General features: G+C 64.1%; 14 protein-coding genes. 7 read left to right on the plus strand and 7 right to left on the minus strand.

What is annotated here, in order from left to right:
• The first annotated feature begins 56 nt into the window (after positions 1-56).
• Positions 57-2,174: a sensor domain-containing diguanylate cyclase gene (locus B447_RS00670; RefSeq protein WP_002927147.1), complete on the plus strand. Its 2,118-nt coding sequence runs from the start codon at positions 57-59 to the stop codon at positions 2,172-2,174.
• Positions 2,175-2,210: 36 nt separating this feature from the next.
• On the opposite strand, the gene B447_RS00675 is transcribed toward B447_RS00670, so the two are convergent.
• A complete protein-coding gene (locus B447_RS00675; protein WP_002935616.1) occupies positions 2,211-3,221 on the minus strand; it encodes a Fe(3+) ABC transporter substrate-binding protein in 1,011 nt (336 codons plus the stop codon).
• A gap of 122 nt (positions 3,222-3,343) precedes the next feature.
• Here B447_RS00675 and B447_RS00680 point away from each other — a divergent pair, with 122 nt between their 5' ends.
• Positions 3,344-3,685 carry a DUF2325 domain-containing protein gene (locus tag B447_RS00680; RefSeq protein ID WP_002927134.1) on the plus strand — a complete coding sequence of 114 codons (342 nt, stop codon included), beginning with the start codon at positions 3,344-3,346 and terminating at the stop codon, positions 3,683-3,685.
• An 85-nt stretch (positions 3,686-3,770) separates the two neighbouring features.
• On the opposite strand, the gene B447_RS00685 is transcribed toward B447_RS00680, so the two are convergent.
• From B447_RS00685 to B447_RS00710, 6 genes are all read right to left on the minus strand, one after another.
• Positions 3,771-4,322: a C40 family peptidase gene (locus B447_RS00685; protein WP_002927133.1), complete on the minus strand. Its 552-nt coding sequence runs from the start codon at positions 4,320-4,322 to the stop codon at positions 3,771-3,773.
• A 227-nt stretch (positions 4,323-4,549) separates the two neighbouring features.
• Positions 4,550-5,194 carry a 3'-5' exonuclease gene (locus tag B447_RS00690; protein WP_002927131.1) on the minus strand — a complete coding sequence of 215 codons (645 nt, stop codon included), beginning with the start codon at positions 5,192-5,194 and terminating at the stop codon, positions 4,550-4,552.
• Complete coding sequence (locus B447_RS00695) at positions 5,191-7,089, minus strand: DUF294 nucleotidyltransferase-like domain-containing protein (protein ID WP_002935617.1); 1,899 nt, start codon at positions 7,087-7,089, stop codon at positions 5,191-5,193. Before B447_RS00695 ends, B447_RS00690 begins: the two co-directional genes overlap by 4 nt.
• Positions 7,090-7,199: 110 nt before the next feature.
• Positions 7,200-8,687: a PhoH family protein gene (locus B447_RS00700; protein ID WP_002935620.1), complete on the minus strand. Its 1,488-nt coding sequence runs from the start codon at positions 8,685-8,687 to the stop codon at positions 7,200-7,202.
• Positions 8,688-8,753: 66 nt separating this feature from the next.
• A complete protein-coding gene (locus B447_RS00705; protein WP_002927123.1) occupies positions 8,754-9,209 on the minus strand; it encodes a peroxiredoxin in 456 nt (151 codons plus the stop codon).
• Between the two features lie 215 nt (positions 9,210-9,424).
• Positions 9,425-9,808 (minus strand): Mth938-like domain-containing protein, encoded by a 384-nt coding sequence (locus B447_RS00710; RefSeq protein WP_002935622.1) that lies wholly within the window; start codon positions 9,806-9,808, stop codon positions 9,425-9,427.
• 154 nt (positions 9,809-9,962) lie between these two features.
• Between B447_RS00710 and B447_RS00715 the strand changes: the two genes are divergently transcribed.
• The 5 genes from B447_RS00715 (at position 9,963) to B447_RS00730 (ending at position 13,937) form a co-directional block, all read left to right on the plus strand.
• Positions 9,963-11,267, plus strand: coding sequence for a pyridoxal phosphate-dependent aminotransferase (locus B447_RS00715; protein ID WP_002927118.1), 1,305 nt, complete (start codon positions 9,963-9,965; stop codon positions 11,265-11,267).
• Between the two features lie 67 nt (positions 11,268-11,334).
• Positions 11,335-12,642, plus strand: coding sequence for a homoserine dehydrogenase (locus B447_RS00720; RefSeq protein ID WP_002935623.1), 1,308 nt, complete (start codon positions 11,335-11,337; stop codon positions 12,640-12,642).
• 105 nt (positions 12,643-12,747) lie between these two features.
• Positions 12,748-13,416 (plus strand): MOSC domain-containing protein, encoded by a 669-nt coding sequence (locus B447_RS00725; protein WP_002927116.1) that lies wholly within the window; start codon positions 12,748-12,750, stop codon positions 13,414-13,416.
• Positions 13,417-13,561: 145 nt separating this feature from the next.
• The gene (locus B447_RS22695) at positions 13,562-13,714 is read left to right on the plus strand and encodes a hypothetical protein (protein WP_002927115.1); all 153 of its coding nucleotides are present in this window, start codon (positions 13,562-13,564) and stop codon (positions 13,712-13,714) included.
• Between the two features lie 10 nt (positions 13,715-13,724).
• On the plus strand, positions 13,725-13,937 hold the full coding sequence (locus B447_RS00730; protein ID WP_002935625.1) for a dodecin: 213 nt from the start codon (positions 13,725-13,727) through the stop codon (positions 13,935-13,937).
• Positions 13,938-13,971: the final 34 nt, after the last annotated feature.

A 13,971-nucleotide genomic window follows, 5' to 3' on the forward strand; every position in this document is an offset into this window, starting at 1 on the left:
GGTAGGAGATAATCCGGGTAGCTAAACCGCACTCAGTTCTCGCATACGAGCGTCCCGTGTCGATCAAGTCCGTCAGCAAACCCGTCAGTTGGTCGATCGTGCTCGGTGTCGTGTTCATCCTCAGCGGCTTCATGCCGCCAGGCAGGCTGTTCTCGGACCCGGAGCACTATCTCGCATTGCATACGGCGCTCGAGTTCTTCTCGATCGCGGTGGCGGCCATGGTGTTCGCGCTCGGCTGGAATCTGCGCCACACCACGCGGGGCGGACGTCTGGTCTGGCTGGGGGCAGTGTTCCTGGGCGTCGGTCTGATCGACTTTGCCCACACCTTGTCATACGCAGGCATGCCTGTGTTCGTTACCCCAAGCGGGGCCGACAAGGCCATACAGTTCTGGCTTGCAGCGCGCCTGCTGTTGGTGGTTGGCTTGCTTGTGTTTGCACTGCTGCCCGAACGGCGCTGGCCACCTGCATGTGCGGACGGGGTGACGGCTGCCGCGCTCGGCATTGCGCTGCTGACGATGTGGGTCGTGCTGTGGCATCAGGACTGGCTCCCGGTCAGCTTCATCCCCGGTGAAGGGGTCACCCCCTTCAAGGTCGGCGCCGAGTACGTTCTTGCGGCGCTCTATGTGCTGGCCGCCCTGATGCTTTGGCAACGGGCGCTGCGCGATCGGGATGCCTCTGCTCGGTGGCTGGCCGCCGCTGCCTGGGTGCTCGCGCTCGCTGAGCTGTATTTCACCCTGTACGTCGATGTGAGCGACCTCTTCAATGTGGCTGGGCATCTCTACAAGTTCGCAGCCTACGCCATGATCTACCGCGCCGTGTTCGTGTCCGGCGTGCGTGAACCTCAGCAGGCGCTCAGGCGTGAGCAGGCGCTGCTGCGTGCCTTGATCGATTCGGTGCCGGACCTGATTGCCTTCAAGGATCCGCAGGGGCGCTACCTGGGCTGCAACAAGGCGTACGCAAAGGCTTATGGCGTGCGCGAGTGCGATCTCGTCGGCCTGCGCGAGGAGACGGCCATGCGTGCTGCGGGCAATCTCGACGGAGCGGGGGCTGACGGAGGTGTGGTCAGTACCCCCGAGCATCACGAGGAATGGCTGGAGACGGTCGATGGCGGACTTCGCCTGCTTGACACCCTGCGCACGCCTTATCGTGACGAGAATGGCGTCACCCTTGGCGAGATCCGCATCAGTCGCGATTTCACCGAGCGCCGCAAGATGCGAGAGCAGATCGCCGAGCGCGAGCAGCGTGTGATGCTTGCCGTGGAGAGCGCCGGGCTGGGCGTATGGGACTGGGACCTGCGCAGCGGGCGCTGCGTGTTCAGCCCCACCTGGTGCGAGATGATCGGTTTCCGTGCGGACGAGCTCCCGGCGCACGTGTCGGCCTGGGAGGAGCGCGTACATCCCGAAGACTGGGGTGACATCCGCGCTGCGCTCGAGCCCCACCTTGGAGGTGCGACCGAGAGCTACCGGGTGGAGTATCGCATCCGCCATCAAGACGGCCACTGGGTGTGGGTGATGGCTGCCGGGCGCGTGCTCGATCGTGACGAGCAAGGTGCAGCAGCGCGCGTGGTCGGGATCCATCAGGACATATCGCAGCGCAAGACGATGGAGGAGAGCTTGCTGCAGTTGGCGACGAGCGACCCGCTGACGGGGTTGTGGAATCGGCGCCACTTCACCGAGATGATGCGCGGAGAGCTTGGTCGCGTCCGTCGTGGCCAATCGCAGGCCGCGCTGCTTCTGCTCGACCTCGACCACTTCAAGCGGGTCAACGACACTCACGGCCATGCAGCGGGCGATATCGTCCTGCGGCACTTCGTTAACGTGGTCGACGTGCAGCTGCGCGAGGCCGATGTGTTCGCGCGCATGGGGGGGGAGGAGTTTGCCGTCCTGCTGCCCTGCATTGATGCGCTCGGCGCGATGCGGGTGGCGGAGCGGCTTTGCCGCGTGGTAGCCGCGAGCCCGGCAATGGTCGACGGCCAGCCGCTGTCATTCACGGTCAGTGTGGGGGTGGCGATGCTGCATGAGGCTGACCAGGCCCATGACGAGGCGTATTCACGTGCCGATGAGGCGCTCTATGCAGCAAAGCATGGTGGGCGCAATCGCGCCGTCCTGGCGCGTGAACGTGACACGGCCCCGCCGTCTTTCGAAGGCGGGGCCGTGTCGGTCAGCCCGGGTTGATGGGCTCCCGTCGCATGCGGCTACGGGCCATCGGGCTCAGCGGTAGCCAGCGCGGTCGAAGATGCGCTGTGCTTCGGCAACGGTTGCAGCCAGCTCGCCGATCGGCAAGGTGTCGGCCTTGAACTCGCCGAGCTTGTTGAGTGCGGCATTGTCAATCTTGAACGTCGTCACCACCGGCCACTCGTTGTTGCCGTTGGCAAAGTAGGCCTGGGCTTCGTCGGAGGCCAGGTATTCCAGGAACTTGACCGCTGCTTCCTTGTTGGGCGCGTTCTTGAGCATGCCGGCGCCCGACACGTTGATGTGCGTACCCCAGCTGTCCTGGTTGGGCCATACGGCCTTGATGTTGGCAACCGCGGCCTGGTCTTCGGGCTTCGTCGAGTTCATCAGACGCGCGAGGTAGTAGCTGTTGGCAATGGCGACGCCGCATTCGCCTGCCGCAACCGCGCGGATCTGATCGGTATCGCCACCCTTCGGTGCGCGAGCGAAATTGGCGACGATGCCCTTGGCCCAGTTCTCGGTCGCTTCGGCGCCGTTGTGCTTGATCATGGCCGCGCCGAGCGACAGGTTGTAGGGGTGGCTGCCCGAACGCGTGCACACCTGGCCCTTGAGGGCGGGGTCGGCGAGCTGCTCGTAGGTCTTGACCTGCTCTTCCTTCACCATCGTCGGGTTGAACACGATGATGCGCGCGCGAGTGGAGTAGGACACCCAGTTGTCGGCACGCAGGTGGGCCGGGACGCGAGCCTCGATCTCGGCCGACTTCACCGGCGCGAAGATGCCCATCTCATCGGCCTTGCCAAGGCGAGAAGCGTCGACGGTGATGAAGATGTCTGCCGGGCTGTTGGCGCCTTCGGTGCGGATGCGCTCGAGCAGTTCGTCTTCCTTGGCCTCGATGCGGTTGATCTTGATGCCGGTCTGCTTGGTGAAGTTGCCATACAGCTGCTCGTCCGTCTGGTAGTGGCGGGCCGAGTAGATGTTGAGTTCGGCCGCGTGAGCCGTTGCAGCCAGGCCGAGGGCGGAAAGAAGGGAGGCGAGGACGACTTTCTTCATGATGCTCGAGGGCCCCTGAGGGTTGTTATGGGTGAGCGGATAATAACGATAAAGATTCGCAGTTGCAAATTGGTCTCATTGCGTGCACTATTGTTGCGAATCATTCGCAACAAGGAAATGTCATGGATGCACTGCTGGTGGGCGCCGATCGTCTCGGAAACATACCTGATGTACTCGACCGCTACGGTATTCGCATCGCGAGCCATGTCAGTGGTCGCGATACCAGCCATCAAAGGCGATCGGCGTCTCTGCCGAGCGGGATCGGCATGGTGATCCTCTTCACTGATTTCCTCGGTCATAACGTGATGCAGCGCTTCCGTGAGGCGGCAACGCGGGAGGGCGTGATGTTCGTGTGCTGCCGGCGATCGACCTGCGCCCTGCAGCAAGCCCTGGGCAAGCGGTTCGATGAGCGCTGTCAGCAGTGTCCGGCGCACGCAAAGGGGGCATGTCGCAAGACGCACTGAGCGCAGCTGGCATCACCCGGGCTGTAAACGTTCGATGCCCCGCATCGGAGCGGGGCATCGAACGTTGTGTGTAGCAGGAGGGGTATCAGCGCATCGCCGAGAGCGAAGGCATGAAGTCGGTGGTGGCGTCGTCGTCCACCAGGCGGCGGGCACCGTTGAAGCGTTGCGCCCAATAGCGAGTGGCGATGCTCTCGACCCTCACCTTGCCGCCTGTCGAAGGCGCATGGACGAACTTGCCGTCGCCGAGGTAGATGCCCACGTGGGAGAAGGTGCGGCGCATGGTATTGAAGAACACCAGATCGCCGGGCTTCAATTCCTGGCGGCTGACCTTGTCACCCAGATTGGCCATTTCGCGTGCCGTGCGGGGCAGGTCGAGTCCGATCGCATTCCGGAACACGTTGAGCACGAGCCCGCTGCAGTCCAGTCCCGTTTCTGGTGAAGTGCCACCACGGCGATAGCGGATGCCCAGGTAAGACAACGCTTCATCGACGAGCTGTTCGGCAGTGCTCGCATATTCTTCCAGCGCCGACCGTTGCGCTTGGGTGGCGGTTGCGACAGGCCGCTCGGCCGTGTGGGCGGCCAAGGGCGCAAGCGCAAGGGCCGCGACAAGAGTGAGAGTGAGTCGGCGCAAAAACATTCGACGGAATATACGCATGCGAATGGCGCTTGTAAATAGGTAAACCCTAGGTCGAGGAACCGGAGAGGTCGAGACGTGTCACAGCAAGCTGTTCGATGCAGCACCCGAGACCGACGGGATGCCGATGGAGCCCCGACCGGCGTTGCGGGCTGCGTTGTGGTCCTGTCGTACCTGGCGGGCTCGCGAGTTGCGTGCTGTCGCCGCAGTTGAGCGGCCCCTGGGCAGGCTCAGATCTTGAGACGCTGCTGGTATGCGCGCTCTTGTTCAACGAGCGCGGGTGCGGTGCTCAGGCCCATCGACAGGGCGCGTGCTTCCGCAGCGAGGAATAGCTGCGCTATCGCCCAGGCGTCGCCCAGCGCGTGATGGCGCTGGAAGGTCTCGATACCGAAGCTCGCCATCCATTCGGCGAGGCGGACGGGGCGTTCGAAGCGCTCTGGAAACAGCGCCGGCATCAAAAGGTAGAGATCGATCCAGGTAAAGGCATGACTCAGGCCCAGGTGCTGCAACAGGGCTTGCTCGATCATGCCGCGGTTGAAGGGCGCGTTGAATACGATCAGGGGCCCTTTGCCGGCGAGGCCGAGCAGGGCGCTCAGGGCCTCCGCCGGAACAGGATCGAGCTTCTCATAGCAGGCCGCGTCGAGGTGGATGAGGCCGCAGTCTACGGCGATGCCCCCCACAGCGAGCAAGCGGTCACGTTCCAGGTCCAGCCCCGTGGCCTCGGTGTTGACCACGGTGTAGCGCGTCTCGTAATGCGCGCGCGCAAGATCGACGTCGGGCAGGGACTGCCACTGTTCCATGGTGGCGGCGGCGCGCGCGCTCAGAGGCTGTGGGCCGCTGCGCGAGGGTATGAGCCGGGAGAGCCAGCCAGTCATAGTTGGTAATCCAGTTTCAGGCGCAGCTGGAGTTTTCTCGCCTGGCGGAAGGCTTCCTTGAGAATGCGGCGATCGAGCTCGTTGAGAGAGTCGGGATTCACCCGGTTGTCGCCTGGCGCGTCGTGTTCGGTCTCGAGGTGCTGCGAGCGCAGGCGCAGCAACTGTATGAAGTTGAAGCCGTCGATGATGGCGGACACCTCCTCGGCCGGTACCCCCATCCGCGCCGCCGCCTGGCGCAGGCGCTGAACCGTGCTGCTCGAATCGACCCCGGTGCGCAGGGCAAGGATGCGAGCGACGTCGACGAAAAGGCGGGCGCCGGATTTCTTGAGATCGATACTGCCGTCGTCCTCAAGCACGAAGTCGCGGATTCGGCCGAGCGGGGGCATGACTTGCAGGGCATTGACCGCCATCATGCGCAGGAAGGTGGAGTTGCCCTTGACGGTCTTGTTCAGCCAGGTGCGCAGCTGGCTTGCCGGGCGCTCGCTGCCATACAAGACGCGGAAGTCGAAGAAGATCGAGGCGTTGAGCAGGGCCTGGGGGTCGGGTTCGCGGATCCAGGACCCGAAGCGCGCTTTCCACTCCTCGAGCGTAAGGCACAGCTCCGGATTGCTTGCCATGATGTTGCCCTTGCAGAGCGGAAAACCGCAGGCGGCAAGATGGCTGTTCACAACGCCTGCAAAGGCGAGCAGACGCTTCTTGACCTGTTCGTCATTGGCCATCTCGGGTGCGCGCCAGATGATGCCGTTGTCCTGGTCGGTGGATAGTGTCTGCTCATGGCGGCCTTCGGAGCCAAAGGCGACCCAGCTGAAGTCGATGCCTGCGAGGTCGTGTTGTGCCAGCGCCAGCTCGATGATTCTGCGGGTGAGGGCGTCGTTCAGTGCGGAAATGAACTGGGTGAGCTGCTCGGCACCGATGCCCTGTGCAATGAGGTTCAGCGCCAGCTGGCGGATGTCCTTGCTTGCACGCTGCAGCGCCTCGATATCGGCGGCGCTCTCGATGCCGGCGCGGATCTGGCGCAGGCTGATGCGTTGCAGGGAGAACAGATCGCGCTCGGACACCACACCTTCGAGACGCCCCTCGGCATCCACGACGAGCAGGTGACGCACCCCATGGGTTGCCATCTCGAGCGCGGCATCGTAGGCCGAGGCGCTGGCCCCGAGCTGGTGCGGGTTGGCTGTCATGACTTCGCCGATCGGGCGATCGAGATCGAAGGCGGCGAGGATGACGCGAGGAAGCAGGTCGCTCTGGGTCAGCACGCCGACCGGATGGCGCTCGCTGTCGACCACGACAACACAGCCGAGCTGGAGCTCGTTCATGCGCTCGAGGGCTTCACGCGTCGTGCTCTCGGCGCTCACCGCGAAGGGGGCTTGCTTGATGAGCTTGCCCAGCGAGGTGGTCATCGTCTGCTGTTCGGCTGCGCGCTGGGTGAACGTGGTCTGCAGCTGCTGGCGCGATTGGTTGAGCAGGCTCGCGATGTACTGGGTGCAAAAGAGGTGGAAGGCCGGGCTCATCTGCATGAGCTGCAGGAAGTCGTCCGCCGCGATCCGGAAGCAGAAGCTGTCTTCGCTCGCGACGTAGGCATTGGTCGATGGCCTGCGCGCTGAAATGGCGCCGATCGGGAAGCACTCGCCAGGGCCGATTGCCAGGCTGGCATACTCCGTGACGACGGCCGCGCCTGTCTGGCGGGCCTGGACCTTGCCCCGCTGCACGATGTAGAAATGCGCGGGCACCCCCATTTCTGGGGTCAGGATCTCGCTGCCGCGAGGATGAAAGCCGAGGACTGCACGCTCTGCCAGGAAGGAGAGCGCCTCGGGCTCCATGCGATTGAAGGGCGAGTGATTGCGCAGGAAATCGGTGCTGGCCCCCTGCAGGAGGGCGGCGGCGGTTGCGGTCATGACGGGCTTGTCGTCGGTGAAGTGGCGCGATTATACGGCCGCGCCCGCCAGACCGCCTTATTGCACGCAAAAGCCCGTTTATGAACAGGCTCTTGCGTTCTTGCGCGCGCTCAGAGCACCTCTGCCGCGTGGTCGGCCAGGCGCGAACGCTCGCCGCGCTGAAGGGTGATATGCCCCGAGTGCTCCCAGCCCTTGAAGCGGTCGACGACGAAGGTCAGGCCCGAAGAACCTTCCGTGAGGTAGGGCGTATCGATTTGCGCGATGTTGCCCATGCAGATCACCTTGGTGCCGGGGCCGGCACGGGTGATGAGGGTCTTCATCTGCTTGGGCGTGAGGTTCTGCGCCTCGTCGATGATGAGGTACTTGTTGAGGAAGGTCCGCCCACGCATGAAGTTCAGGCTCTTGATCTTGATGCGGCTGCGGATCAGGTCGCGGGTGGCGGCACGGCCCCAGTCGCCGCCTTCACCTGCCGTGCCGTTGAGTACTTCGAGGTTGTCCTCGAGAGCGCCCATCCAGGGTGCCATCTTTTCTTCCTCCGTGCCGGGCAGGAAGCCGATGTCCTCGCCGACGGGCACGGTCACCCGCGTCATGATGATTTCGCTGTAGCGCTTGCTCTCCAGCACCTGGGTGAGTCCCGCAGCGAGCGTGAGCAAGGTCTTGCCCGTACCTGCCTGGCCAAGCAGTGTCACGAAGTCGATGTCGGGGTTCATCAGCAGGTTGAGGGCGAAGTTCTGCTCGCGATTGCGCGCGGTGATGCCCCAAACGTTGTTCTTCTGGTGGCCGTAGTCGATCAGGGTCTCGAGTACGACGCTACGGCCGCGCTTCTCGCGTACCCAGGCCTGCAGGGGGCTGTCGCCATCCTGGTAGACGAACTCGTTGATCAGCATGTCCGGAGCGAGCGGGCCGCTGATGCGGTAGTAGGTCTGTCCTTCTTCCTTCCACGACTCCATGCCCTTGCCGTGCGTATCCCAGAAATCGGCGGGCAGCTCGCGTATGCCGGTGTACAGCAGGTCGCTGTCCTCGAGCACCTTGTCGTTGAAGTAGTCCTGCGCTGCCAGGCCGAGTGCACGCGCCTTGATGCGCATGTTGATGTCTTTGGACACCAGGATGACTTCGCGCCCAGGGTGCTTGTCCGCGAGGTACATCACCACTCCGAGAATCTGGTTGTCGCCGCGCGCGGTGGGCAGGGCCGCAGGCAGGCGGACATCGATGGCTTCGGTCTGCAGGTAAAGCCGACCGGTGGCCATCCCCCGCGAGGCTTGATCGAGGGCGATGCCAGCGTCGATTCCGTTCGGCGCCGCACTGACGATCTCGTCGAGCAGACGGCTGGCCTGGCGGGTGTTGCGTGCGAGTTCGGTTGTGCCCTTCTTGTTGTTGTCGAGTTCCTCCAGCGTCATGATCGGCACGTAGAGGTCGTGCTCCTCGAAGCGGAACAGGCTGGTGGGATCGTGCATCAGCACGTTGGTATCGAGAACGAACAGCTTGCGGCTCACGCCCTTGGGCGCGCTGCGGCGGGTAGCGCGTCGGGCGGCGGCGGGCTTGATGGTGGCTGCGCCGGCGGGCTGGTCATTGGTCGAGTCTTTGCGGGTGGCGGGCATCTTGTCGGGCCTGAGGTAGGGAGGCGTTGGCTACGGGTGTGATTGCGTCGCGTGCGCAGGGTGGGGTCAGAGCCCACGCGCTGCGGCAAGCACCTCTTCGGCGTGGCCCGCCACCTTTACCCCGCGCCACTCGCGGGCGATGTTGCCTGCGCTGTCGATCAGGAAGGTGCTGCGTTCGATACCGCGCACCTGCTTGCCGTACATGTTCTTGAGCTTCATCACGCCAAATGCTTCGCAGGCTGCTTCGTCGGGGTCCGAGATCAGCTCGAAGGGCAGGGCCAGCTTGGCCTTGAAGTTCTCGTGGCTCTTCAGGCTGTCGCGACTGATGCCGAAGATCTCGCAGGAGGCCTCGGCGAACGCGGCATGCAGGGTGGCGAAATCACGCGTTTCGTTGGTGCAGCCCGGCGTGTTGTCCTTGGGATAGAAGTAGATCACCACCTTGCGTCCGCGCAACGCGGACAGGGTGATGCTCTGGTTGCCGGTTGCCGATAGCGTGAAATCCGGTGCGGGGCGTTCGCTCATGCCTTCTCCTGCTGTCGTGGTGGATGGGGTGGCCCAACGATCCAGGAATGCGCGACTCGCCGCAGTGTGCGTGCAAGCGCCTGCTGCGGTCGGCATTTCGTGGCCTCATTTCGTGGCCTCTGCGGCCGGCCTCAGGGTAGCCGATGGGCGGCGGTGGCTGCAATCGCGGGCCGTGTCGGGGCCGGTTGTGCGACCGCAAGTCGGGGTAGGCTCGATCAGCCCTCGTAGATGAGGGCGAGTGCGACGGCGCGGCTTTCGCCAACCAGGATGTTGTAGGTGCGACAGGCTGCCGCAAAGTCCATGAACTCGAACCCGATGCGGGCTTCGATGAGCGGCCTCAGCAAGGTCGGCTGCGGAAAGCGCTGGCGCTTGCCCGTACCGACGATGAGGATTTCCGCCCCGAGTCCGGTGGCCTCTGCAAGGTTTTCGGCACGCAGGCCTTCCAGACTGCCGCGTGCCTCAGGTGCCCAGCCGGTGACGATGCGATTGGCCGAGAGCAGCAGGTTGCCCTCGTGGCGTTCCTTGCCGACCATCACATGGTCTTCGCCGTAGCCGCTGATGACGTTGATGCTGGAGAGGTTGTCGAGGTAGAGCTTCATGCTGATGTCAGGCTCATCGGGAGGTTTGCACAGGGAGGCTGCCGCCCGCCTGCATGGCGAAATTGCCGCAGTGCGGCAGCGGGGCTAAGATAACAATCTTTTGGCAGTGGCGGACAGGCCGCCCTGCGCCATTTCCTTGCCAGGACAGACGACGATGAAAGCGGTGAAGACCCTCGAGCTTGCGACGCCCCCCTCCGAACCGACCGTGAAGGCCGAGGCGGGCGCTGCCGGCGCGCGGCCGATCCGCAAGTCTGCCAAGCTTGCCGAAGTCTGCTACGACATCCGCGGACCGGTGCTGGTGCGCGCGAAGCAGATGGAGGACGAGGGCCACAAGATCATCAAGCTCAACATCGGCAACCTTGCCGCGTTCGGCTTCGATTCGCCCGAGGAGATCCAGATGGACATGATCCGCAACCTGCCCAACGCGGCGGGCTACTCGGACTCGAAGGGGATCTTCTCGGCGCGCAAGGCGGTGATGCACTACACGCAGCAGAAGGGCATCAAGGGCGTGGATATCGAGGATATCTACATTGGCAACGGTGTCTCCGAACTCATCGTGATGGCGATGAACGCCTTGCTCGATGCGGGTGACGAGGTGCTGGTGCCGGCGCCTGACTACCCGCTGTGGACTGCGGCAGTGAGTCTGTCCGGCGGCAAGCCGGTGCACTATCTGTGCGACGAGTCCAAGGGCTGGTTGCCCGACATCGAGGACATGCGCGCGAAGATCACCCCTAACACGCGCGCGATCGTGGTCATCAACCCGAACAACCCGACCGGCGCCGTGTACCCGGAAGAAACCTTGCGGCAGATCGTCGCGCTCGCCCGCGAGCACGACCTCATCCTGTACGCGGACGAGGTCTACGACAAGGTCCTGTACGACGGTATCACCCATACCTCGATGGCTGCATTGTCCGAGGACGTGCTGACCATCATCTTCAACGGCCTGTCGAAGAACTACCGTTCCTGCGGCTACCGCGCCGGCTGGATGGTGGTGTGCGGCGACAAGCGCCGCGCCGTGGATTACATCGAAGGTCTCAACATGCTGGCCTCAATGCGTCTGTGCGCCAACGTGCCGGGGCAGTACGCCATCCAGACCGCGCTTGGCGGCTACCAGAGCATCGACGACCTGGTCGCCGAGGGCGGGCGCATGCGCCGCCAGCGCGACCTGGCGTGGGAGCTGATCAACCAGATTCCGGGTGTGAGCTGCGTCAAGCCGCAGGCCACCCTGTACATGTTCCCCAGGCTCGATCCCAAGGTGTACCCGATCGAGGACGATCAGGCCTTCATCGCCGAGTTGCTCGAGGAGGAGCGCGTGCTGCTCGTCCAGGGCTCGGGCTTCAACTGGCCCCACCCCGACCACTTCCGTCTCGTCTTCCTGCCGCACGAGGACGACCTGCGCGACGCCATCGGCCGTGTCGCGCGCTTCCTGGAGCACTACCGCCGCCGCCACGGTACCTGAGGCTGTACGCCCGACCCTTGCCCCCGGCACCCGATTTCAACCCACCCTGAATCACGGAACTCACTGCATGAAAGCGATCAATGTTGGCCTCCTCGGCATCGGCACCGTCGGTGGCGGTACCTACACCGTTCTGAAGCGCAACGCGGAAGAGATCAGCCGCCGCGCCGGACGTCCGATCCGCATCACCATGGTGGCCGACAAGAACCTGGAGCTTGCGCGCAGCGTGACCGGGGGCGAGGTCGCCCTTACCGATGACGCCTTCGCCGTCGTGTCCAATCCGGAAATCGATATCGTCGTCGAACTGATCGGTGGTTATGGCATCGCTCGCGAACTGGTCATGAAGGCCATCGAGAACGGCAAGCATGTGGTCACGGCCAACAAGGCGCTGCTTGCGGTGCATGGCAACGAGATCTTTTCGGCAGCGCAGAAGAAGGGCGTCATGGTGGCCTTCGAGGCTGCGGTGGCAGGGGGCATCCCGATCATCAAGGCGCTGCGTGAGGGCCTTACCGCCAATCGCATCGAGTGGCTGGCCGGCATCATCAACGGCACGACCAACTTCATTCTGTCCGAGATGCGGGACAAGGGCCTGCCGTTTGCCGAAGTGCTCAAGGAGGCGCAGGCGCTCGGCTACGCCGAGGCCGATCCGACCTTCGACATCGAAGGCGTCGACGCTGCCCACAAGGCGACGATCATGAGCGCGATTGCCTTCGGCATCCCGATGCAGTTCGACAAGGCCTACGTCGAAGGCATCAGCAAGCTCGATGCGGTGGACATCGCCTACGCCGAACAGCTGGGCTACCGCATCAAGCTGCTCGGCATTGCGCGCAAGCGCGACACCGGCGTCGAACTGCGCGTGCACCCGACGCTGATCCCGGCCAAGCGTCTGATCGCCAACGTCGAAGGCGCGATGAACGCGGTACTGGTACAGGCAGATGCCGTCGGTGCGACGCTCTATTACGGCAAGGGCGCAGGTGCCGAGCCGACGGCTTCCGCGGTCATCGCCGACCTCGTCGATGTGACCCGCCTGCACACGGCCGACCCGGAGCACCGCGTACCGCACCTCGCTTTCCAGCCCGATCAGGTGCAGGCGCTGCCGGTACTGCCGATCGAGGAGGTCATCACGTCCTACTACCTGCGCATGCGCGTAGCGGACAAGCCTGGCGTGCTCGCCGACATCACCCGCATCCTCGCCGACAGCGACATCTCGATCGAGGCCCTGATCCAGAAGGAAGCGGCCGAGGGCGAGAGCCACACCGACATCATCATGCTCACCCATCAGACCGTTGAGCGTGACGCGAATGCAGCCATCGGTCGCATTGAGGCGCTGCCGGTGGTACAGGGACAGGTGACCAAGCTGCGCATGGAGAGCCTCTGATCGCGGTGCTTGCAGAAGAAAAGGCCGTGCCTCGGGGCGCGGCCTTTTGACATCTGGGGTGGGGCAGCTCGTACCTCGGTATGGGAATGGGTTTGGGATGGAGCCATGAAGACCACGATCGACCAACTGTTCATCGGCCGTGTGCGGCCGCTATTGCCCGAGTGCGAACCCACAGGGATCTACAAGACGGCAGTGGATCGTCCGCTGCGCTTGGGTGCGACGGGTCTCGAAGGCGATGAGCAAGCCGACCTGCGCCATCACGGCGGCCCGTGGAAAGCCCTGCACCACTACCCGGCCGAGCACTATGCCGTGCTGGCTCAGGAGTGGCCGCAGGCCGCCGATCTGCTGGCCGCCGGCGTGCTGGGCGAGAACGTCAGTACCCATGGACTGACCGAGCACGACCTGTGCATCGGCGACATCCTGCGCATGGGCAGTGCGCGTGTGCAGGTTTCGCAACCGCGCGCGCCGTGCTGGAAGATCGACCGCCGCATCAAGGTGGATGGGGCGTCGCGCTTCGTCGAGGCTGCCGGGGTGACGGGCTGGTATTACGCGGTGCTCACGCCGGGCGAACTGGCGCCAGGCGACACCATCGAGCTCGAGGAGCGGCCCAGCCCCGCGTTGACGCTCGCTGACTACTGGGATGCCGTGCTTGCCCACCGTCCCGACCCGCAAGTGCTCAGACGGATCGCTGCTGCGCCCGGGCTTGCTCCGGACAAGGCCGAGCGTTGCCGTGAGCGTGCGGACTGGCTCGAGCGCAACGGCGCGGCGCGCTGATGAGCGCGAAGTCCTGGCGCAGAAGTCGACTGCCTTGCCAAGGCCTCGCGGCAGATCTGTGTGCTGCGAGCTACACTGCAGTTGTCCTTGCGCGTCCCTGCTGACTGCAGCCCGGGTCTTCGGCAACATTCCTTGAGTCCACCCGATGGCATTCAAACTCGTCACCTTCACACTCATCCTGATCATCATAGCCGTGCTCGGCATGCGGGGATACCGCGCTGCGGTACGCCGCTTCGAGGCCGCCGAGTTGCCGCCAACGGCTACGCTGCCCGGGAGATCGACCGACCCCGAACACTAGGGAGAAAGCCATGTCCAGCCACGTCTACAAGATGGTCGAACTCGTCGGCTCGTCAACCTCCGGGACTGACGATGCCATCCGAAACGCGATCGAGACCGCCGCAAGGACGATCCGCCACATCGACTGGTTCGAGGTGATCGAGACCCGCGGCCATGTGGTCGACGGCAAGGTCGCCCATTTCCAGGTCACGCTGAAGGTGGGCTTCCGCCTGGAGACCGATTGAGTCCGGGTTCCGTCCAGAAGGGCGCATCAGGCGC

Source organism: Thauera sp. 27 (assembly GCF_000310125.2).
GTDB classification, from domain to species: Bacteria; Pseudomonadota; Gammaproteobacteria; order Burkholderiales; family Rhodocyclaceae; genus Thauera; species Thauera mechernichensis.